This window comes from Mycobacterium sp., from assembly GCF_002863225.1.
Classification (GTDB): Bacteria; Actinomycetota; Actinomycetes; order Mycobacteriales; family Mycobacteriaceae; genus Mycobacterium.
Map to the genome: position 1 here is coordinate 39,751 of NZ_PKEK01000024.1, position 17,782 is coordinate 57,532.

Genomic DNA, 17,782 nt, shown 5'->3' on the forward strand with positions numbered 1-17,782 from the left:
CGCTGAGACTCGCAGAGCGCGCCTTGGTTACTTGGTGCGTACCAGTCGGCAACTGACTGCGTTGGCGGCACCGATCGCCGGCGTCCAATTCGCCCAGGTCGCCTTGACTGCCACCGACTTGGCCATCATGGGGCTCATCGGGGTGCAGGCCATCGCCGCTGGTGGGTTGGCCGCCACCTTGTACAACCTGATGCGCACGATGTGCGTCGGCGTCGTCACCGCGGTGGGAAACCTGGTTGCGGGTGCGGCGGGTCGCGGTGAAGCACGCTCGGGCACTGATCGCCCGGATGAGCAGGCGCAGAACGAAATACGCCAGATCACCCGGTCAGCTTTCTTGGTGGCGACGGTGGCCGCTGGGCTCCTCGGAGTCGCGCTGATCGGCTTGGGTTACGTTTTGCCACTCTTTGGGCTCGACGAGGGTGTGCTGAGACTCGCGCGACCCATGATGATCGCGCTGGCTCCCGGGCTTGTTCCGATGGTGTGGCTGAACGTTTTACGCCAGTTCAGCGTCGGGATGCGCCGACCAGGCCCGCTATTAGCTGTCAGCATCGCCGCCATCGCGATGAACGCCGCACTAGACCTGGTGTTCATCTACGGTCTGCTAGGGCTTCCCAAGCTCGGACTCGCCGGAATCGGGCTGGCCACAACACTGGTTCAGGTCGCTACCGTTGTCGCGTTCTACTGGATCGTGAGGCGCGACAGTCAACTTGCCCCGCTGTTATCCATCCACGGCTGGAAAGCAGACGCTCAAATGGCGCGCAACATCGCACGGCTGGGCATCCCGATCTCGCTGACCTACGGCTCCGAAGCCGGCATCACCTCGCTGGCTGCCGTGGTGATGGGGACGTTCGGCCCGATCGCGCTAGCCGCCTACAACGTGGTGAACCAACTGACACGCATCGCCTTTCAAGTCAGTATCGGCTTGTCTCACGGGGCATCAATTCTCATCAGCCGCGCCGTCGGCAGGGCCGACAAAGAACATGCCCAGCAGATCGCCACCGCAGCGCTCGTCCTGGGATGGCTGACCACGGCCCTTATCGGGCTGGTGTATGTGTCTGCGCCAAACCTGGTGTTGCGGCCATTTCTCAATCCGGCCGACTCGTCAACCATGATGCTGGCCAAGCTCTTTCTGCTCTTCGCAATAGTTCAGCAGATCGTGGACTTCACGCAAAATATTTCGGTCGGCTTGCTACGAGGCATCGGAAACACTACGAGTGGATTTCGTGTCACGTCGATCGGCTATTGGATGGTGGGCTTGCCGACGATGCTGTTGCTCGCCTTCCCAGCGCATCTGCACGGTCCAGGAGTGTGGATCGGGCTCAGCACAGGCTTCGCCGCGACAGCGGTGTTGCTCCTGCGCCGGTTTCATCGGGACCTGCCACAAACTGTCTGGCCAGCGGCACGCGAATTTTGAACGCCCTTCAGGATCTCTGATCAGGCGGACAAGGGGCGGCCTGCATTGTCTGGTGGCCCGGGGGGCCGGTGCCTTGCATTACTATCTACGTACGGAGCAAGTATGTTGATCGAGGTCGGTTTCGGCCTTTACGTCGGGCGACGGTGACCCGGCACCGGTACGCGGGAGGCCCAGGGTGCGGATTCGAGGTTTTGGGGAGCTCGAGGCGGTCGTCATGGACCGCATCTGGAGCCGCGATCCGGCCACCGCGACAACGGTGCGAGAGGTGTTCGACGGCTTGGCGGCCGAGCGGACCATCGCCTACACCACGGTCATGTCGACGATGGACAACCTGCATACCAAGGGCTGGCTGGCCAGGGAACGTGAGGGCAAGGCGTACCGCTATTGGCCGACCCTGTCGCGAGAGCAGCACAGCGCGCGGCTGATGCACGAGGCACTCGATGGCGGCGGCAGCCCTGATCTGGTGTTGCACCACTTCGTCGAGCAGATCGGTCCCGCGGAATCCACGCGACTGCACGCCGCACTGCAGAAGCTGGCGAAACGGACGAAGCAGCGGTGAGCATCGCCGTTTGTCTCTTGCTCTATAGCCTGGCGGTGCTTGTCGCGGCACCGCCGCTGTTGCGTGCGTTGACCCGGCATGGGCATGCTCCCCGTTTCGGGGTTGCGGCGTGGCTGACCGCGATCGGCACCGTGGTGCTCATCTGGTTGGCTGTCGTGGGGATCGTCATCGTCGAGATGATCAGTCACTGGAATTACCCGCGCGCCCTTGCCGCGTCGTGCCTAGTCCGGCTGCGTGGCGTCGTGACGGTGCTCAGTGACAGTGCTGGGCTGGCACCGCAGGTGACGGTGGGCGCGATGATTGTGGCGGCGGCGTTGATGGTGGCCCTCGCCGGCGGGCGATTGGCCAGAACCATCTCAGGAATGCAGGTGCGCGCCCACGAGCACGCCGATGCCGTGCGCCTCGTCGGTCACCGCACCGGCGACCCGGACGTCGTGATCGTGGAGGCCAGCGAACCCGCCGCCTACTGCGTGTCGGGCCGGCCCTCAGCGATCGTGGTGACCAGCGCTGCGGTTGCGGCACTCGACGATCACGAGCTGGCGGCGGTACTTGCCCACGAACGCGCCCACCTCTCCGGACATCATTCGCTCGCGGTCACTATCGTGCGCGGCCTGACCGCGGTATTTCCGAGGCTGACCCTGATGCGCCAGGGCGCCACGGAGGTGCCGCGGCTGTTGGAGATGTGCGCCGACGACGCCTCAGCCCGCCGACACGGCAGTGCGCCGTTGCTGTCTGGGTTGATCACCCTGTGCCGCGCAGCCCCAGCTGGATCACTTGCGGCTGCCGATGTCGCCGTGTTGGCGCGGGCCGAACGGCTCGCTGTACCAACAGCAGATCCGGCGATAGCCCGGGCTCGGGCGGCACTGACCAGCGTCGTCGCGGTCATGGTTGCCGGGCCTGTCATGATCGCGACGCTGGCTGGCTCGGGCATCCTGCTGTGCGGAATGTAGCGATGCCCATCCGCTCCGACCCCCTGGTGACGACATCAAGTCGATGACATCAGCCGCGGTCGATGTCAACTGCGTAGACGGCGCTGTCGAACGAATCAATGAGGTACCCGATGATGATGCACGGCGGCAACTGGGCATGGGGCGGCTCGACCCTCATGGCCGTAGCACTGGTGGTGTTCGGGGCATTGCTGATCACCGCAGTCGTCCTTAACGTGCGGTACCTGGTCTCATCGCGCGACACCGGGTCAGCCGAAGATGCCGGGCCGAGCACAGCGGAAAGGCTGCTCGCGGAACGTTATTCGCGCGGCGACATCGACGAAGATGAATACCAGCACAAGCTAACGCGGCTACTCAAGCACCGGTGAGAGTTTCTACTTGCACTCGCGCAGTTCTACTGTTCTACTAAGTAGGCCAGTAGCACGTACGTGATTATCCCCATCAGGAGGAACCCGTGACAGACACCGCGCCCGCCACCCGGTCCAACTCGAGGTGGACTCGCTGGCTTTACCCAACCCTGGCCGTTACCGGCATCGCGGTTGGCATATTCGTCATAGCCGCCGGCGTGTATCTCCTCTTTGTGCACCCAAGCCCAGGGCATTCCGCGCAGCAGGACTGTTGTAAACCCATGGAAGCCGACATGAAGAAAATGATGGACGACCCGAAAATGCCGATGAATAAACCGTCGATGCCGCCGATGTCGCCCATGCCGAGCATGTCCCCGATGCCGGGCGCGCCGACGCCGGGCGCACCGATGCCGAGTATGCCCATGCCTACCCGCACGCCCTAGCACGCTTTACGCGGGCCGCAGTCGGTCCGAATAGTGGCGACGGAACTCTCGGAAAGGAGCCAGGATGATGATGGGGCATTGCGGTGACGGGGGGTGGGCTCATTGGGTGTGGATGGCCGAAACGTTTCTGCTGTGGGCGCTGCTTATCACCGCTGTAGTGCTGATAGTGCGGCATCTAGTCTCGCTAGGCGGTGCTGGCGCGTCCCTGGCCAGCGGCGCTCCCCGCGAGGAGGGCCTGCTTGCCGAGCGCTACGCGCGCGGCGAACTCGACGATGGTGAATACCAGCGACGAATGACAGTGCTGCGGCAGAATCGGTGAGGGTGCGAGTTCTCCACCGCGCCAGCGCTGAATTTTCCGCTGACCGGCCGCCGGCGACGATCAGAACAAGCGCCGCCGCCAGGCCGACCGTGCTGGCGCGGTCAGCTATAACCCTGCCCGCAAAGCGGGTTTCCTAACTATCTCACCCGTCGGGTGGGAATGGCTTGAGTCATGTCTCGAGGTCCAAGAATTGGAGAGCGATGAGCCTGGAGTTGACGACGAAAAAACACGCGGCGCTAGACCACGTTGATACCGTGCGGGTGCAGCTGGATGAGGTCACACGGATGCTGGAATCCGACGCACAATGCGTGGACGTGATGAAACAGATCCAGAAGGTTCAGAGCTCACTGGAACGCGCGAGCCGCGTGACGTTGCACAGACACCTGGAGACCTGCGTTTCGGACGCGGTGTTGTACGGCCGGGGACATGCGGCCATCGAAGAACTGGTTGACGCCGTCAAGTTCATGCCCGCGTTTACTGGCCCGCAAGCTCAGCTCAACAGCTCCGGGATCCGTCGGGGCATTGCAGGCGACACTGGCCAGCTCCTGGCGGCTACAACCTTGTCGCTACCCGGGATCTCTTCGCAAAGATGCGAGACCGCGATCGAAGGCATACTCGCCCCCATCGCAGGTGTCGGCGCGGTGGAGGTCGACGTAGCGACGAAGACGGTCGTCATTCATCACGACAACCGAGCGCCCGCCCGGCGGCTGATCGAGGCCATCGAGGACCAGGGCTACCACGTTGTCGACGCGAGGATGACGACCGCAGGAAAAAGGACTGGCAATCATGACCCGCGCTGGAAACGTGGCCCCGGGGCCACAACGCACGGGTCTTGTCCGGTGTCGGTTACGCAAGCGGCTGGCCAAGCTGGGCTTGGGTTCGTCGACGGTGATGGCATCTGAATCCCGCTACTTGACGTCCAGATCTGCCGTTGCCTTGAGCACATGCAGCCCTCAGCAGGGCCCGGGCATTGCTCCGCCTTCAAATGAGTTTGCCGGCTCTGTACATTCGGCTACGTCGTCTCGAACTCGTCAGGGCGGGCTTGGGACTGCACGTCGACGCGGCGGCTGTCACGTGCGGAGGCATATGTGCGTCGAGGCCTGATCCGAGATAGCCGGGGCGTGTCGTTCCGGGGGATTAGAGGCGGCATGTGCTCACAGTCTGTGTCGGAAGGGCGGAAACCCGTCTGCCTGGCCCGCGTCGAATGACCAGGGGAATAGGCAGGTGATGAAATCTCTTGTAGGGCAGCGGGAGTCCTAGCGGGTACTCAAATAATGTAATTACTCCGTACGCAGTTCATAATGCAACCGCAGGGGGAGCGAAGGCTCGTCGGGTGGCGCGGCCGCACCGCCGGCACGCGACACTGCGCGTCGCGCCCATACCCTCCCAACAATGGGTGGAGGGGCTACATCGACACCTGCGGATGGTTCTACTAGCCTACTAAGTAGAATAGTACATTCGTCGTAACTCGTTGATGCGCCGCACGAAGGATGCGCAGCCATGACTGACACGATCTCCACCACCACGACTACCGAAATGGGGCTCGCTGGCTCTGCCGGGTCCTGGCCATCACCTCAATCAGTGTCTTCACGATCATCGTGGCCCGCCTCAAGTAGTTCCCCACCGGAGATGGCGAGACCAGGAGTAGGTGTGTCACGAGGTCGGCGTTCGTTCACCCCCGAGTATCGGGTGAACGCTGCGCACTTGGTGATCGATGAGCATCGGCGTGTTGCCGAGGTAGCCGGTGAATTAGGCCTCCACAAGAACCTGTTGTACACCTGGGTGCGCGATGAGCGATGGCGAATGGCCGAAGCCCGCGCAGGCCAGCAGACAGATTCCCATGGCGTACAGCCATGTTCGGCGCTTGAGCGTGCGGAGTTGGTGCGACTACGAGCGACGGTTGCCCAGCAGGCCACAAAACTTGCCATTCTGGAAAACGTCTCGGCGTATTTTGCGACGGCAGTATCGAAAGCGAGCCGCCTCGAGCTCATCGCCGCGAACTGCGCCAGCCACGACCTGACCCGGCTAGCCGAGCTGCTCGGCGTATCACCGGGCTACCACAAACAACTGGATGCCCAGTCGGTGAACCGTCGCCCGCCAGCGTAGCGGCGCCGTGACTTGGAGGTGAACTCATTTTCATCACAGGGTCACTCACCGCTCGCCGGAGATCACCGCCGACTGAGTCACAGGTGACGTCCGGCGATTAAGTTCGGGCCAAAAGGCCCTTATCGAGACACTGAGCCGGCGCGGAAAGTATTGAGTAGGAACGCCACCCGAATGATTAGGAGGAGTCGTCATGTTCGCCAAGATTAAGCAAGTGGCCGTTATCGGGGCCGTTGTCGGCGCCGGATGGATGCCAATTGTGAGTCCGGCTGTAGCCCACACGCAGCCGACGCACATCTCCCCGGGCGATAACATCACCTGCCCGAGCGGCGCAGACGCCGCAAACGCCCAGTATCTGCCGGACCCCGAGGATTCAAATGCGTACTACGTCTGCGCGGGTGGAGTGGAGCCGCAACACATCCGATGTCCGTCGATTGCGAAATTGATCATGAGCACTCCGCCCAAGTGTTCTCCCCGAAGCAATCATCACAATGCCTTAGCTGACCGCGATTTGGCGATAGCGGCCTCGGTGGTCACATAGGCCCGGCGCTGGTCTGCCCACCGTATGCGTTCCAGAGACTGGGCAGCACAATATCGCACCCGAATTCTTTCCCCGGCAAACCCCTACACACTTCCTATGAAGTCGGCATGCCAAGAGATTGATCGACCTGGACGATGAGCTCCTGGCGGCGGCGCAGCTAGAACCAAAGAGACCGCCGCAACGGTATTAAGCTTCGAGCACCGATGCGTGTCACCACGAGGCAGCGCCTAACCACGAATGTATTCATGTGTCCGTTCTCACCAAATCTGGGGCATGTTGCGGGTGTTGAGCTGGGGTGCCCTAGTTTGAATGGGAATCTGAGGCAGGCATTTTCTCACTGAATTTGGGGCAACTTCGATTTTGAGGTGGCCTTGCTGTCGATGAGATTTGACGGTGCGACTACGCGATACCGCCCTACAAATGAACCGTTTCCCACCCATTTCCCGTGATCCCCCGGCGGCTGGAAGACGAGCACGTGGCGGAATGCGTTGATTGGTAGGCGAAACGACGGGCTTGCCGAGTATCCGCACGCCGAGCCCTGAAGCGGTGTGCCCGACGAGTCATCGGTCCCTGTGCAGCCAAGTTGCAGCGGCCACCAGGGCGACGATGCCCAAAATGATCACGGTGCCGACGATGCCCGCGGTGTGACCGTAGTGGGGTAGGTGTGTTGGCTCGACGGCCAGCCACACCTCAGGACGGGGGCTCATTGCGAAGCGCAGTCCGAGGTGTGGGTGCCCAGGCGCGGCGGGCTAATAGCCGCATTCCGTTGAGGCCGACTAGGACGGTGGAGCCCTCGTGGCCAGCCACGCCTAGGGGTAGGGGTAAATGGCCGAGGAGATCCCACAACACCAGCACGGTGATGAAGGTGGATGCGATGACGAGGTTGGTGATCACCACCCGCCGGGCGTGCCGTGACAACGAGATGACCCTAGGGATGGTCGCCAGTTCGTCGCGCACGACGACGGCGTCGGCGGTCTCCAGGGCAAGGTCAGATCCGGCCCGGCCCATGGCGATTCCGGTATGCGCGGCGGCCAGCGCGGGGCCGTCGTTAACGCCGTCGCCGACTAGCAGCACTCGGTGGCCGGTGTCCTCGAGTTCGTGAACGACATCGACCTTGTCCTGGGGCAGCAATCTAGCGCGCACGTCATCGATCGCGACTCGCATTGCCAGCGCGGTGGCCGCGCGCGGGTTGTCTCCGGTCAACAGCACCGGGGCCGCGCCGGTCAGGCCCCTCAGCGTGTGTACGGTGTCGGCGGCGTCGGGGCGCAGTTGATCTTCGAGCCCCAGCACGCCGGCCACCGTGCCGTCGACGGTGACGATGACCGCGGTTTTGCCGCTGTCTTCGAGCCCGGTCACCACCGCGCCGGCTCGAGCGGTGTCCGCCTGCCCGGGTGTTGAGCTGGCGGGCAGCAGCTGGGTGGGGCTACCGACGGCGACCTTGCGGCCGTCAACCGTGGCGCGCACGCCGCGGCCCGGTGCGGAGTCGAACTGCTCGACTATCGGCAGCGTGAGGCCGCGGTCGGTGGCGGCGGCCACGATCGCGGCGGCCAGTGGATGCTCGCTGGGGTGTTCGGCGGCCGCGGCCAGGGTGAGTAGGTCGTCGGCGTCGAGGCCGCTGCCGGTGAGGGGTCGGACATCGGTGAGTGTCGGCGTACCCCGGGTGAGGGTGCCGGTCTTATCGAACGCCACGGCGGAGACCCGCCCGAGTTGTTCCATCACCACCGCCGACTTGACCAGCACCCCGTTTCGGCCTGCGTTGGCCATCGCCGCCAGCAGCGGCGGCATGGTTGCCAGCACCACTGCGCACGGTGAGGCGACGATCATGAACGTCATCGCCCGCAGCAGCGCCGGCTGGACCGCTGCGTGAAGGGCCAGCGGGATGAAGAACACCGCCAAGGTGGCGGCCACCACGGTGACCGAGCAGTACTGCTCGACTTTCTCGATGAACAGCTGGGCCTTGGCCTTGGTGGCCGATGCTTCTTCGACCATGGCCACGATGCGGGCGATCACGGTGTCCGCGGCGGCCCGGTCCACCCGCACCCGCAGCACCCCGGTGCCATTCAGGGTCCCGGCGAACACCTCGTCGCCGGGCTCTTTGGTGACCGGCAGGGGTTCGCCGGTGATCGAAGCCTGATCGACGTCGCTGGCACCAGAGATGACTTGACCGTCGGCGCCGATGCGTTCACCCGGGCGCACCACGATCACATCGCCCACCGTGAGGGCCGCCGCATCCACGGTCTGCTCACCGACGCCGGTGATCAGGGTGGCCCGTTCGGGTGCCAGGTTGAGCAGGCTGCGCACCGAGTCGGCGGTACGTTGGGTCAAAAATGCTTCCAGCGCACCAGATGTGGCGAAGATGACAATCAACAACCCGCCGTCAAGAACCTGGCCGATCGCGGCCGCGCCGATCGCGGCGACGATCATCAGCAGATCGACATCAAGGGACTTGGCCCGCAACGCTCGTAGCCCGGCCAACGCGGGTTCCCAGCCGCCGGTGACGTAGCAGACCAGATACAACACCCACCACAACCAGGCCGGGGCACCGAAGTACTGGGCGGCCAACCCGAGCGCGAACAACCCCGTGGCCACCGCCGCCCAGCGCACCTCGGGCAGCGCGAAGGGCCGCGTGCGGATCGACGCCGCCCTGGCATCGGTGGTCCGTCCCTCGGCGTGGTCGAGAAGCTGAGACGACATGCGTTACCTCCGGGGATCAGGGCAGGAGAACACGGAACACGATACAGGAACGAATGAAGGTGTCTTCATGCCTGCACGTTGATAGGATCCCCGTATGGGTCATGGAGTTCAAGGCCGGGTCGCCCCACCCGCACAGCTGGACGCCGACTCGGCGGCATCGGTGGCGGCCACGCTGCAGGCATTGGCGACACCGAGCCGGCTGCGGATATTGACCCGGCTACGACACGGCGCCTGCTCGGTCTCCGAACTCACCGAGGCGGTGGAAATGGAACAGTCCGCGGTCTCGCATCAACTGCGGCTACTGCGGGCGCTGGGCCTGGTGACCGGTACTCGCAAGGGCCGCACCGTCATCTACAGCCTCTACGACAACCACGTCGCGATGCTGCTAGACGAGGCCGTTTACCACACCGAACATCTTGGGCTCAGCGTCCCCGACGAACCCTCCGCCACGGCCTAAAAGGTGTTGCCGGATTTAGTGGCGCTTCGACCGCCGAGGTCAGCACACACCAACGCTAAACGCTCTCCCAGATTCAATGAGAATGCCCCAACATCGGAGACAACGTGCTTCATGGATATTAGAGAATATCCATGGATATGACGGAAGATGCTGACGCACAGCGTCGTTCGATCTATAAGCCGTCACCGACAGGTATCACTGTGTGCCAGGGCGTTCCATGCCGATCCGGGGGAAACGCAAGGATCGGGCTCTCCGGGGGACGGCCCATTTTCAGGGCGCGTTGCTAATCCGACCAGGCGAGGTGGTGCAACCGCATGGCGTCGAGTAGCCGCGGGTCGTCCGTGGCGATTCGGCCGAAGGAGTCCTGGTCGACTTCTGGGGGGCTGGCCGCGGCGGGATCTCGTTCGTAGACCGCCCACAACATCAAGCCATCGCCGTGGCGTGACTGAAATTGTATCCCGTTGAGTGGCTTACCATCTGGTGTCCGCAGCGTGTAGAGCCAAGCCGCGATGGCCTGAGTCAGAGCACGAGGCCGGCTGTCGCGGATGGCGGCAGCATCAAGATCAGCCAGCGCCAACGACCGCGCCGTTGCCAGGAACCCTCTACGCACTGTGGCGAGCGACTCCTGATGGCCGGGCACGGCAAAGACTCCGCTCAACCTCCCGGTGCCTAGGAGGCGCGGTGCGCACCAGCTTCGGGGCAAACGGCCGGCGGCAGCGGTGGGGTAGAGGTGGCCGTCCTCGTCGTTGTCGACGATTTCGCCCATCTCAGCGCTCATTCGTGGATCGGGCCGGAAGCGGGCGAGCACCTCGAGGAAGCACGCCAGTGGCGAGGCGCCCAGGTAGAGGGTGCGCCAGGTGCCATGGGGGTCGTCCCACCGGCCGTGAAACCGGCCGTCGGCCCCGGCGTACTCCCAGGGCGTCCAGGCCCACGGATCAGGCTGGTAGCCCACGCGGTACACGCGCACGCGGTGCTGGCGAACGGCATGCAGAACACCGTGAGGTGTGTCAACACGAACCCGATCAGACATCACCCCACGGCGGCGAACTGGCGGGCCGCGGTGAGCACCTCGGGCCCAACGGTTTCCAGCTCACCCTCGCGCAACAGCCGGGCCGGGGCACAGTCATCGAGCAACGGGTTGAGGCCCTGAAACCAAGCCTGGGCGACCTCCTTGCCATCACGCTGGGTGATTATGCTGGCGGCGCGGTAGGCAACGCGGAGTCGATCAACGTCAGCCGAGTTGGCGATGCCGCGCGTGCCCTCCGCCCATTGCCGCACTGCGCGGGTCTCTTTGACGTTGCCCAGGTAAGCGACCAGTTTGGCGCCCAGCAGCTCGCGCAGGCTGCTGACCAGTTCAGCGGTGCTCATGGTCAGTGCGGCGTTGTATGCGTCCAGGTCCGGTCGCGCGGACGTCAGCATGGTTGACACCTCCGATGACACTCTACATCACACCTATCATCACAGTCTAGTTTTGGCCTTATCGAGCACAACTCGTTTGTTCCGGGAAAATCGTCGGCGAATAGCGTTTGACGCGTACATGCCAAAAGGATCGTCACGTCGGCTGCATTCGTTAGATCGCCGACGGCAAGATCCAGCGGCTTCGTTGCCAATACGGCCCGGCGACTATGTGGCCAAAGGTGGAGCGCTATCGAACCGGAAGGCCGGGATGACACATGCCGGCGAGAAGCGCGCCGGGCACGTGGTGGCGGGTCGCGTGATTCGCCAAATGAACATGGAGCCTAGAGTTCATGGATAATGGCAATTGTCCATGAAACACGGTGAAAGACGATGTCGGGCAGCTTGATTGGTGTTGAACAACGACAGGGTGAAGTATTCACGTGGGCACCGCGGGTCCGGTCAGCGCGACACTCGTTCGCTCACCGCGAGAACTACGTCGGCTCTAGAGATTCGCCGCGAAACAGCTCGCCTCCGATGCATGCAAGCTGTCGTGTCTCTCGCTGCACAACACGTCATAGTCGCTGCTGCTGGCGGTGGGGCGGATCGTATCGAAACCGCTTGGTGCCGAACATCTTTCGTCACAGTGACGTATTACGCTCTGATAATGGTTCCACGAAAACATCGGCAGTACAGTACCTCTCATGCTCTTAGTTGCTGATAAGCGTAGGTGCTCTACCTCAAGATTGACACCGTTGACGCACGGGAGGACGCAAGCCGGTCGTCGGCGATATGGCGCGGCCCGTCCAAGTATTCGCCGGCGCCAGTCAGGCTTGTCCGGCTTGCGGTTTTTCTCGCTGATGCCTCGCCGACCTTGACCGTTGACTAACGTAAGCCTACATTGTTAGGTATCGTTAGTCGTATGGAGGTGTGTGACTGATGACTGCTGACGAGCTCGACGTCTTGTTGTATCAGAAGTTCCGGCTTCGCCGCGAAGACATGCTCGCCGCGCTCAAGACACTCCCGGCCATCCGACCCTGGGCTGCCGAGCTTTCCCCGGATGAGGCGCGCCTCCTCGATGACGCCGGTTTCACGGAAGACCCGGATGCATACGCGCGGGTGGCCGCCGACACGGTGGCCCACATGGCACTGCTCGTCAACACCGCCTACTCGGCCCGCGAGGTGTCGGCAGCGTTGAACGTCAACGAATCGCGCGTGCGCCAGCGCCGGCTCGCCAGGACGCTATGGGCGATCAATGACAATGGTGCCTGGGTGTTTCCTGCGCTGCAGTTCGAGACTGACCCGCAGACATGCCTGCCCCACAAGCAGATTCGGGGTTTGGACAGAGTATTCGCCGCACTGGCACCCAACCTGCACCCGGTGGCGGTCGCGGGATTCCTGCGTACCCCCCATCCGGATCTGGCGCTACAAGGTCGCCCGGTACATCCATTGGAGTGGCTTCAAAGCGGCGGCGACATCGACCCGGTCCTGAGCCTCGTTGAGGCGGCCGACTGGGCCAGCCGATAACGCCCGACCCCACCTTGCCTCATTCAACCCTGCCCGATCCGCCGCCTGGATCGCAGCTACGCAAGATCGGCATCCGCGACGCGGAGCTTCACAGCGTCTCTCCGTCGGAGACCTGGTGGCGAGTGCACCGCACCGAAGGCGATTTTGTGTTGACGTGGAACGAATTCCGCCACTACGGACCAGTGCTGCGCTTCGATCCGCATCCCAAGCCCGCTCGGGAACACGCCGACTGCGCGGTGTGGTACGGAGCAGGCACACTCGATGCAGCGATCGCCGAGGCCTTCCAAGGCGATCGCACAATCGACCGCGTTCGCGACCGTCCGTACCTGACCGGACTCGCCTTCACCCGGACGTTGCACCTGCTCGATCTGGCCGTCGACAGTGACGGGGCCTGGGCAACCAGGGCCGGAGGAACCTTCGCGATCTCGACCGCTCCGCACCCGACCACACAACGGTGGGCGCGCGCCATCGTCGAAGCCTTCCCCGATCTCGACGGCGTTCGCTACAACAGCCGATTCGCTGGCCACCCGTGCGCAGCCCTGTACTTGCCCGCCGCCACCGCCATGCCGCAACGCCCGACAATCTCCCTAACCCTGACCCATCCCGCCTTGGTCTCGCGGCTCGCCGGCACCGCGGAACGGCTCGGCTACTCCGTCATCTGACCGGGCCTCCTCCTCCGACCGGATAACTCGCCGGCCCTTCGGCGGCATTTGGTTGACCATACGTAGATTATCGGTAATGCCGTATTACCGCTTTACCGCTTTACGGCCATGTGCGACCATGAATTCATGACTTTCCATGGTTTCGTGGCGGTCCAGGGCCGCGGTGTCGTTGCCCTGCCGGCCGAGGTGCGTCGGCGGCTGCACCTCGACGAATCGGGCGCTCAAGTCGAGATCACCGAGCGTGACGACGGGGTGCTCGAGCTTCGACCAGCGCTACCGATTCCCGCCGCCCAGCGGTGGTTCTGGGAGGACCGCTGGCAGCAGCGGGAAAAGCAAGTCGACGAGCACGTGGCGGCCGGACGGGTCACCGTTCACGACTACGGCGACGCCTTCCTGAATCACCTGAATCACCTCGACGCGCAGGCCCAGGCCGACCACGCCGCGTCTCAGCCGTGAAATTCGAGACCACCCCTGCGTTCGACGCCGACTACCGCAAACTGAGGGCCGAGCACCGAGTGATCTTCCAGGACGTGGTGAAAACGAAGTTCGTCCCAGCCTGCGATGCCCACGCCGCCGATCCGGCAACTCGGTGGCCGCGCTCGCTGCGCGTCAAGCCAGTGCAAGGCGCGCCCGGCATCTTGGAGATGACGTGGTCCTTCGCCAGCCCTGACGGGCGGGTCACATTCGAATTGGTTACGGTCGCTGGTGAATTGCGCTGCCGGTGGCGTCGCATCGGAGACCACGACGTCTTCAAATCCCCCTAGATCGCGACCGGACGTTCTCCCCCGGTCGCGCCCCAACCTCGAATTTGTCCCGTGACGACTAACGCGGAGTGCAGCTGTCGCCCCTAGGAGCTATGAGATCGCAGTGATACTAATTGATTTCGGAATACTGAGCCAGCGTCGAACTTTGCACTCCAGTGTTGGGGCGTCCGTCGAGCAGCTTCCGGCCTGCCCCGCCGACCCGTTTCGACCAGCCCAGCGTGACGCAGCTGGGTCGGTCCCTTGCGGCGTCGGGTCAGTCCCATGCGTGGACCATGACCGCGGGGTCGTCGAGATCGCGAATGAAGTCGGCGAATCTGCGCCAGTCCGCACCCGTCACCCGGTGACGGTCGGCCACGGCATCCGAATCCGCGCTTTCCTTATCGGTCGCGCCCGCCAGCGTAGTACGCCGCAACCGGCAGCGACCCGGCCCGCGGGATTAAGGCTGGGGTACGGGGCGCCTGTTCTCTGCGGAAGTACGTTTTCCCGATCTGCGCGGAGTTTGACTGTGGAGGCGAGGCCTGCAGCCGCTACGACGCCGTGATCAGAATCGATGACATGTTCCGCGCACAAGAGCCGAGCAACAGTGCCGCCATTTCCCGAATTTGCCGGGGGCTGTTTAGCCTCCTAAGACCAGACCAAACGCACAACGAAAATTAATTAGAGGGTAGCCATGGTGGATTCGGCAGCCGAGCAACCGCACGTCATCTTGCACCGCTCGCAGCTCGAAGAATGGGCCGGCAGGACATTGACCGACGATGAGGTCGATGCGATAGCACTTGCAATCCCGCGTTCCTCTATCCCTTCTGCGATTGAAACGATTGCCAATGAGGGCATTTTTTGTGAGCGTCGCACCCGCGCGATCATGAAACCCCAGCAGTAGGTGTGTTGTGCCGGTAGATCTCCGCGGCGACATGTCTATCGGCTGGCCGATGCTGCCCGGCGGACAAAAGGATTCGCCGCCCTTCTTGATGTCGCCAGTCCGGACATCTCCAGCGCACACATATACGTCCTGAAAGAGCTGGCGGTGGATCGCTTGCAGGTAAGTGAGATCGTCTGTCCGCTCCCCGAGTAGGTCGGGAGCTTCGCGGAGTTCGATAATTCGCACCTCGACGAGATCTTTCTCCGCGTCCTGCAACGCCTCGGTTGTCTGTGCTGCCCGGTATGAAATACCCCTGCCAGTCCTGTTCAGGATCGCCAGTATCCAGGGGTGCGACACTCTCTGATCTGGTTACTTGACGTTATACCTACGGCGATACGATCGCCCAGCTGAGCAGCGGTTATGGACCCGCGGGCATAGCGAACCTGGTCGGCACGGGTGGCGTCGGTGCTACGCGACCCTTCGAGCTCACTGCTACGGCGGATCGCGCGGATGGCCTTAACCCGACGCTTGGCCTTTTGCAGCTCGCTCACCTGGACACCACCCTTCAGTCGAATCACTCCAGGATAATCGACGAAACAGACATCGGATGAAAGCGCGACTAAGCGGACTTTATCCCGTGAATGCATCCCGGCAGCGGCGGGACAACGGTTGGCCACGCATTTGGACACAAAACGCGGCGGAACCGATGCGTACGGGCGAGACGGGGCGAAACAGGTTGGATGGCTGAAGAGCGCTGATCTGTAGCTATGAGACGAGGCGTACCGGGGGAGACAGCTACCAGTTGGCTCATAACTTAGAGATCGACAGGCGCCGCAGGGTGGCAGATCTCGCTATTGGTCGGCTCCGAACGGAATTCCCAGGGAGAGATTTGAGCATCCGTAAGCTGCTCGTCAAAATTCTCGGGCACGATGAGTCGCGGAAGCTGGCCGAACTTCCGGGGGCTGTAGCTCGCTGCGGCATTGTCCTCAGTACCCGCAGCGGTGCTATCTGACTGGTGCCCGTCATGGGCGCCGTCCCCTCGGGAGCCCGGCCGCGTGGTCATCCAGTCAATTTACGCTCCCAAGCGCGGACGCCCTGGGAATCGTGGCGAAACCATCGTGTCTCGTCGACGAACCCAATTTCGAGCGAAGTTGCTTGCGTTGGTAGCGAGACGGCCAGGAGGTATCCGATGATCCCAAGTAATCGGATACATCAACGAAGGACACTCGATGGCTGCCTCTCAGATACCGGCAAAAGTGCTTGCGGTTTCGAAACAGCCGGCGTCACAGGCTGATACGCATCAACCCGGCACCTTGCTGACGATCCAAGAGCTCGCAGAGCGGCTAACTGTGAGCGTCGGCTGCATTCGCGCTTGGCGTCTGCGCGGCGACGGCCCGCCGGCAATTCGTGTCGGAACCGCGCTTCGATGGGACTCCCGCGAGGTCGATGAGTGGCTCGACATCCGGCGTGAATCACGCTGGCAAGCAGGGTGATTGAGGGACGTGTCGGTCCAAACGGCGCGCGAGTCTACCGCGCTCGCATCTACTACCGCGGCCGATATGTAGCGTCGCGGACGTTCCAGCGGAAGCGCGATGCGCAGGAATGGGAACGGCGCCAAACGGACAGCCTCCGATCCGGAGTGTGGTCTGATCCGGCAGCAGGCGACAGGCCAGTTGGGGAGTGGTGCAAGATCTGGCTGGACGCCCAGCCGGCTCGGCAGCCGGCCACTCTTCGCAAGATTCGTGGGGTGATTGCGAAGCAGATCGCCGGTACCTTTGGGCGCCGTCCACTCGTCTCGGTGCGACCGTCTGAGGTACAGGCCTGGGCCGCCGAACTATCGCGAACGCAGTCCGTTGCGACCGCCCGCCATGCGCTTGGCGTTTTGCGACGGGTGTTCGACTATGCCGTGCGCGACGGCGCAATCCAGCGCAATCCTGCCGCGGGGATCCGTCTGTCCAAGGTGCAGGGCAATGACCCACGGCCTTTGACCCATGACGAACTTTGGCGGCTTGCGGAAGTGGTCGACGCAGCGAGGGATCGTTTGCTGGTGCTCGTCGCTGGTTATTGCGGGCTGAGATGGGGCGAGCTAGCGGCATTGCGATGGTCCGATGTCGATTTGGAAAGTAGGACCTTGCGCGTTGTTCAGGCGTATTCGGAGGAGGCGCCGCGGGGTGAGTTGTCGCCGGTGAAGAATCATCAGGCCCGCACAGTGCCTGTCCCCGAGATCGTGTCGGGAGAGCTCGCAAACTACAAAGCGCTCCAGACCCGAGGCGAATTGGTCTTTCCTTCCGCGTCCGGCACACCGCTTCGCAACCGGAACTGGCGACGCGACGTTTTTGATTCCGCGGTCGCGGCGCTCGGCTTGAAAGTCACTCCCCACAATCTGCGCGACACCGCGGCGTCGCTGGCTATCCAGGAAGGTGCGTCGGTCGTCGCGGTCGCGCGCCTGTTGGGTCACGAATCGGCGGCGACCACGCTCAACCACTACGCGGGTCTTTTCCCGACGGACCTTGATGACATCGCTTCGCGACTCGACGCTGCCGCGCGACTGACCATCGCCAGCCAACGCGAATCATCTCATGCCAAACAATCACCGACCAAGCACCGACCAAGCACAGCCGAGACAGAGGGTTAGTCAAACCGCTCAACGCGCTGACCTGCAAAAACCCTAGTGCCCCCGGCAGGATTCGAACCTGCGACACCGGCTTTAGGAGAGCCGTGCTCTATCCCCTGAGCTACGGGGGCCGCGGG

The 17,782-nt window shown here is 63.1% G+C and carries 22 protein-coding genes, 1 tRNA gene and 3 pseudogenes; 18 read left to right on the forward strand and 8 right to left on the reverse strand.

Annotated elements, in window-relative coordinates:
• Positions 1-27 precede the first annotated feature (27 nt).
• Positions 28-219, reverse strand: a complete 192-nt coding sequence (locus CYU59_RS28960) for a hypothetical protein (protein ID WP_363113930.1) — start codon at positions 217-219, stop codon at positions 28-30.
• Between CYU59_RS28960 and CYU59_RS05205 the strand changes: the two genes are divergently transcribed.
• From CYU59_RS05205 to CYU59_RS05250, 10 genes and pseudogenes are all read left to right on the forward strand, one after another.
• Positions 128-1,414, forward strand: a complete 1,287-nt coding sequence (locus CYU59_RS05205) for an MATE family efflux transporter (protein ID WP_363113928.1) — start codon at positions 128-130, stop codon at positions 1,412-1,414. The genes CYU59_RS28960 and CYU59_RS05205 overlap by 92 nt on opposite strands.
• 175 nt (positions 1,415-1,589) lie before the next feature.
• On the forward strand, positions 1,590-1,973 hold the full coding sequence (locus CYU59_RS05210) for a BlaI/MecI/CopY family transcriptional regulator (protein ID WP_292976648.1): 384 nt from the start codon (positions 1,590-1,592) through the stop codon (positions 1,971-1,973).
• Positions 1,970-2,923 carry a M56 family metallopeptidase gene (locus tag CYU59_RS05215; RefSeq protein ID WP_292976650.1) on the forward strand — a complete coding sequence of 318 codons (954 nt, stop codon included), beginning with the start codon at positions 1,970-1,972 and terminating at the stop codon, positions 2,921-2,923. The genes CYU59_RS05210 and CYU59_RS05215 overlap by 4 nt, the downstream gene beginning before the upstream one ends.
• Positions 2,924-3,033: 110 nt before the next feature.
• Positions 3,034-3,288 (forward strand): SHOCT domain-containing protein, encoded by a 255-nt coding sequence (locus CYU59_RS05220; RefSeq protein WP_292976652.1) that lies wholly within the window; start codon positions 3,034-3,036, stop codon positions 3,286-3,288.
• A gap of 86 nt (positions 3,289-3,374) precedes the next feature.
• Positions 3,375-3,710 carry a hypothetical protein gene (locus CYU59_RS05225; protein WP_292976654.1) on the forward strand — a complete coding sequence of 112 codons (336 nt, stop codon included), beginning with the start codon at positions 3,375-3,377 and terminating at the stop codon, positions 3,708-3,710.
• Positions 3,711-3,774: 64 nt separating this feature from the next.
• A complete protein-coding gene (locus CYU59_RS05230) occupies positions 3,775-4,029 on the forward strand; it encodes an SHOCT domain-containing protein (protein WP_292976656.1) in 255 nt (84 codons plus the stop codon).
• A gap of 200 nt (positions 4,030-4,229) precedes the next feature.
• Positions 4,230-4,526, forward strand: a pseudogene (locus CYU59_RS05235) (metal-sensing transcriptional repressor); the annotation flags it as partial.
• Positions 4,527-4,589: 63 nt separating this feature from the next.
• Positions 4,590-4,931, forward strand: a complete 342-nt coding sequence (locus CYU59_RS05240; RefSeq protein ID WP_292976813.1) for a cation transporter — start codon at positions 4,590-4,592, stop codon at positions 4,929-4,931.
• Between the two features lie 727 nt (positions 4,932-5,658).
• The gene (locus tag CYU59_RS05245) at positions 5,659-6,135 is read left to right on the forward strand and encodes a transposase (RefSeq protein ID WP_292976658.1); all 477 of its coding nucleotides are present in this window, start codon (positions 5,659-5,661) and stop codon (positions 6,133-6,135) included.
• A 190-nt stretch (positions 6,136-6,325) separates the two neighbouring features.
• Positions 6,326-6,673: a hypothetical protein gene (locus CYU59_RS05250; RefSeq protein WP_292976660.1), complete on the forward strand. Its 348-nt coding sequence runs from the start codon at positions 6,326-6,328 to the stop codon at positions 6,671-6,673.
• A gap of 560 nt (positions 6,674-7,233) precedes the next feature.
• Here the strand turns inward: CYU59_RS05250 and CYU59_RS05255 are convergent.
• Both CYU59_RS05255 and CYU59_RS05260 read right to left on the reverse strand, forming a co-directional pair.
• Positions 7,234-7,380 carry a hypothetical protein gene (locus CYU59_RS05255; protein ID WP_292976662.1) on the reverse strand — a complete coding sequence of 49 codons (147 nt, stop codon included), beginning with the start codon at positions 7,378-7,380 and terminating at the stop codon, positions 7,234-7,236.
• Positions 7,364-9,367 carry a heavy metal translocating P-type ATPase gene (locus tag CYU59_RS05260; RefSeq protein ID WP_292976664.1) on the reverse strand — a complete coding sequence of 668 codons (2,004 nt, stop codon included), beginning with the start codon at positions 9,365-9,367 and terminating at the stop codon, positions 7,364-7,366. The genes CYU59_RS05255 and CYU59_RS05260 overlap by 17 nt, the downstream gene beginning before the upstream one ends.
• Before the next feature lie 94 nt (positions 9,368-9,461).
• Between CYU59_RS05260 and CYU59_RS05265 the strand changes: the two genes are divergently transcribed.
• Positions 9,462-9,824 (forward strand): metalloregulator ArsR/SmtB family transcription factor, encoded by a 363-nt coding sequence (locus CYU59_RS05265; RefSeq protein WP_292976666.1) that lies wholly within the window; start codon positions 9,462-9,464, stop codon positions 9,822-9,824.
• Between the two features lie 283 nt (positions 9,825-10,107).
• Here CYU59_RS05265 and CYU59_RS05270 read toward each other — a convergent pair whose 3' ends face one another.
• Together CYU59_RS05270 and CYU59_RS05275 are read right to left on the reverse strand one after the other, a co-directional pair.
• Positions 10,108-10,791: an RES domain-containing protein gene (locus CYU59_RS05270; protein ID WP_292976668.1), complete on the reverse strand. Its 684-nt coding sequence runs from the start codon at positions 10,789-10,791 to the stop codon at positions 10,108-10,110.
• A gap of 62 nt (positions 10,792-10,853) precedes the next feature.
• The gene (locus CYU59_RS05275) at positions 10,854-11,243 is read right to left on the reverse strand and encodes a hypothetical protein (RefSeq protein ID WP_292976670.1); all 390 of its coding nucleotides are present in this window, start codon (positions 11,241-11,243) and stop codon (positions 10,854-10,856) included.
• 915 nt (positions 11,244-12,158) lie between these two features.
• Here CYU59_RS05275 and CYU59_RS05280 point away from each other — a divergent pair.
• The 5 genes from CYU59_RS05280 (at position 12,159) to CYU59_RS05300 (ending at position 15,052) form a co-directional block, all read left to right on the forward strand.
• Complete coding sequence (locus CYU59_RS05280) at positions 12,159-12,746, forward strand: DNA-binding protein (protein WP_292976672.1); 588 nt, start codon at positions 12,159-12,161, stop codon at positions 12,744-12,746.
• A 14-nt stretch (positions 12,747-12,760) separates the two neighbouring features.
• Entirely contained in the window at positions 12,761-13,408 is a 648-nt protein-coding gene (locus CYU59_RS05285) for an RES family NAD+ phosphorylase (protein WP_292976674.1), read from the forward strand.
• A 126-nt stretch (positions 13,409-13,534) separates the two neighbouring features.
• Complete coding sequence (locus CYU59_RS05290) at positions 13,535-13,864, forward strand: AbrB/MazE/SpoVT family DNA-binding domain-containing protein (RefSeq protein ID WP_292976676.1); 330 nt, start codon at positions 13,535-13,537, stop codon at positions 13,862-13,864.
• A complete protein-coding gene (locus CYU59_RS05295) occupies positions 13,861-14,172 on the forward strand; it encodes a hypothetical protein (RefSeq protein WP_292976678.1) in 312 nt (103 codons plus the stop codon). The genes CYU59_RS05290 and CYU59_RS05295 overlap by 4 nt, the downstream gene beginning before the upstream one ends.
• 673 nt (positions 14,173-14,845) lie before the next feature.
• Positions 14,846-15,052 (forward strand): hypothetical protein, encoded by a 207-nt coding sequence (locus CYU59_RS05300; protein ID WP_292976680.1) that lies wholly within the window; start codon positions 14,846-14,848, stop codon positions 15,050-15,052.
• A gap of 33 nt (positions 15,053-15,085) precedes the next feature.
• Here CYU59_RS05300 and CYU59_RS05305 read toward each other — a convergent pair.
• Together CYU59_RS05305 and CYU59_RS05310 are read right to left on the reverse strand one after the other, a co-directional pair.
• Positions 15,086-15,377 (reverse strand): annotated as a pseudogene (locus tag CYU59_RS05305) (cell filamentation protein Fic); the annotation flags it as partial.
• 23 nt (positions 15,378-15,400) lie between these two features.
• Positions 15,401-15,582, reverse strand: a pseudogene (locus CYU59_RS05310) (hypothetical protein).
• Positions 15,583-16,260: 678 nt separating this feature from the next.
• Here CYU59_RS05310 and CYU59_RS05315 point away from each other — a divergent pair.
• Positions 16,261-16,524: a helix-turn-helix domain-containing protein gene (locus tag CYU59_RS05315; RefSeq protein ID WP_292976682.1), complete on the forward strand. Its 264-nt coding sequence runs from the start codon at positions 16,261-16,263 to the stop codon at positions 16,522-16,524.
• Between the two features lie 254 nt (positions 16,525-16,778).
• The gene (locus CYU59_RS05320; protein ID WP_292976684.1) at positions 16,779-17,666 is read left to right on the forward strand and encodes a tyrosine-type recombinase/integrase; all 888 of its coding nucleotides are present in this window, start codon (positions 16,779-16,781) and stop codon (positions 17,664-17,666) included.
• Between the two features lie 37 nt (positions 17,667-17,703).
• On the opposite strand, the gene CYU59_RS05325 is transcribed toward CYU59_RS05320, so the two are convergent.
• Positions 17,704-17,776: transfer RNA gene (locus CYU59_RS05325), tRNA-Arg, on the reverse strand.
• Positions 17,777-17,782: the final 6 nt, after the last annotated feature.

Coding starts and splice junctions, on each gene's coding strand:
- CYU59_RS05205 (WP_363113928.1), top strand. CDS start 128: ATGGGGCTCATCGGGGTGCAGGCCATCGCCGCTGGTGGGTTGGCCGCC.
- CYU59_RS05220 (WP_292976652.1), top strand. CDS start 3,034: ATGATGATGCACGGCGGCAACTGGGCATGGGGCGGCTCGACCCTCATG.
- CYU59_RS05230 (WP_292976656.1), top strand. CDS start 3,775: ATGATGATGGGGCATTGCGGTGACGGGGGGTGGGCTCATTGGGTGTGG.
- CYU59_RS05245 (WP_292976658.1), top strand. CDS start 5,659: ATGGCGAGACCAGGAGTAGGTGTGTCACGAGGTCGGCGTTCGTTCACC.
- CYU59_RS05250 (WP_292976660.1), top strand. CDS start 6,326: ATGTTCGCCAAGATTAAGCAAGTGGCCGTTATCGGGGCCGTTGTCGGC.
- CYU59_RS05255 (WP_292976662.1), bottom strand. CDS start 7,380: ATGAGCCCCCGTCCTGAGGTGTGGCTGGCCGTCGAGCCAACACACCTA.
- CYU59_RS05260 (WP_292976664.1), bottom strand. CDS start 9,367: ATGTCGTCTCAGCTTCTCGACCACGCCGAGGGACGGACCACCGATGCC.
- CYU59_RS05265 (WP_292976666.1), top strand. CDS start 9,462: ATGGGTCATGGAGTTCAAGGCCGGGTCGCCCCACCCGCACAGCTGGAC.
- CYU59_RS05275 (WP_292976670.1), bottom strand. CDS start 11,243: ATGCTGACGTCCGCGCGACCGGACCTGGACGCATACAACGCCGCACTG.
- CYU59_RS05280 (WP_292976672.1), top strand. CDS start 12,159: ATGACTGCTGACGAGCTCGACGTCTTGTTGTATCAGAAGTTCCGGCTT.
- CYU59_RS05290 (WP_292976676.1), top strand. CDS start 13,535: ATGACTTTCCATGGTTTCGTGGCGGTCCAGGGCCGCGGTGTCGTTGCC.
- CYU59_RS05315 (WP_292976682.1), top strand. CDS start 16,261: ATGGCTGCCTCTCAGATACCGGCAAAAGTGCTTGCGGTTTCGAAACAG.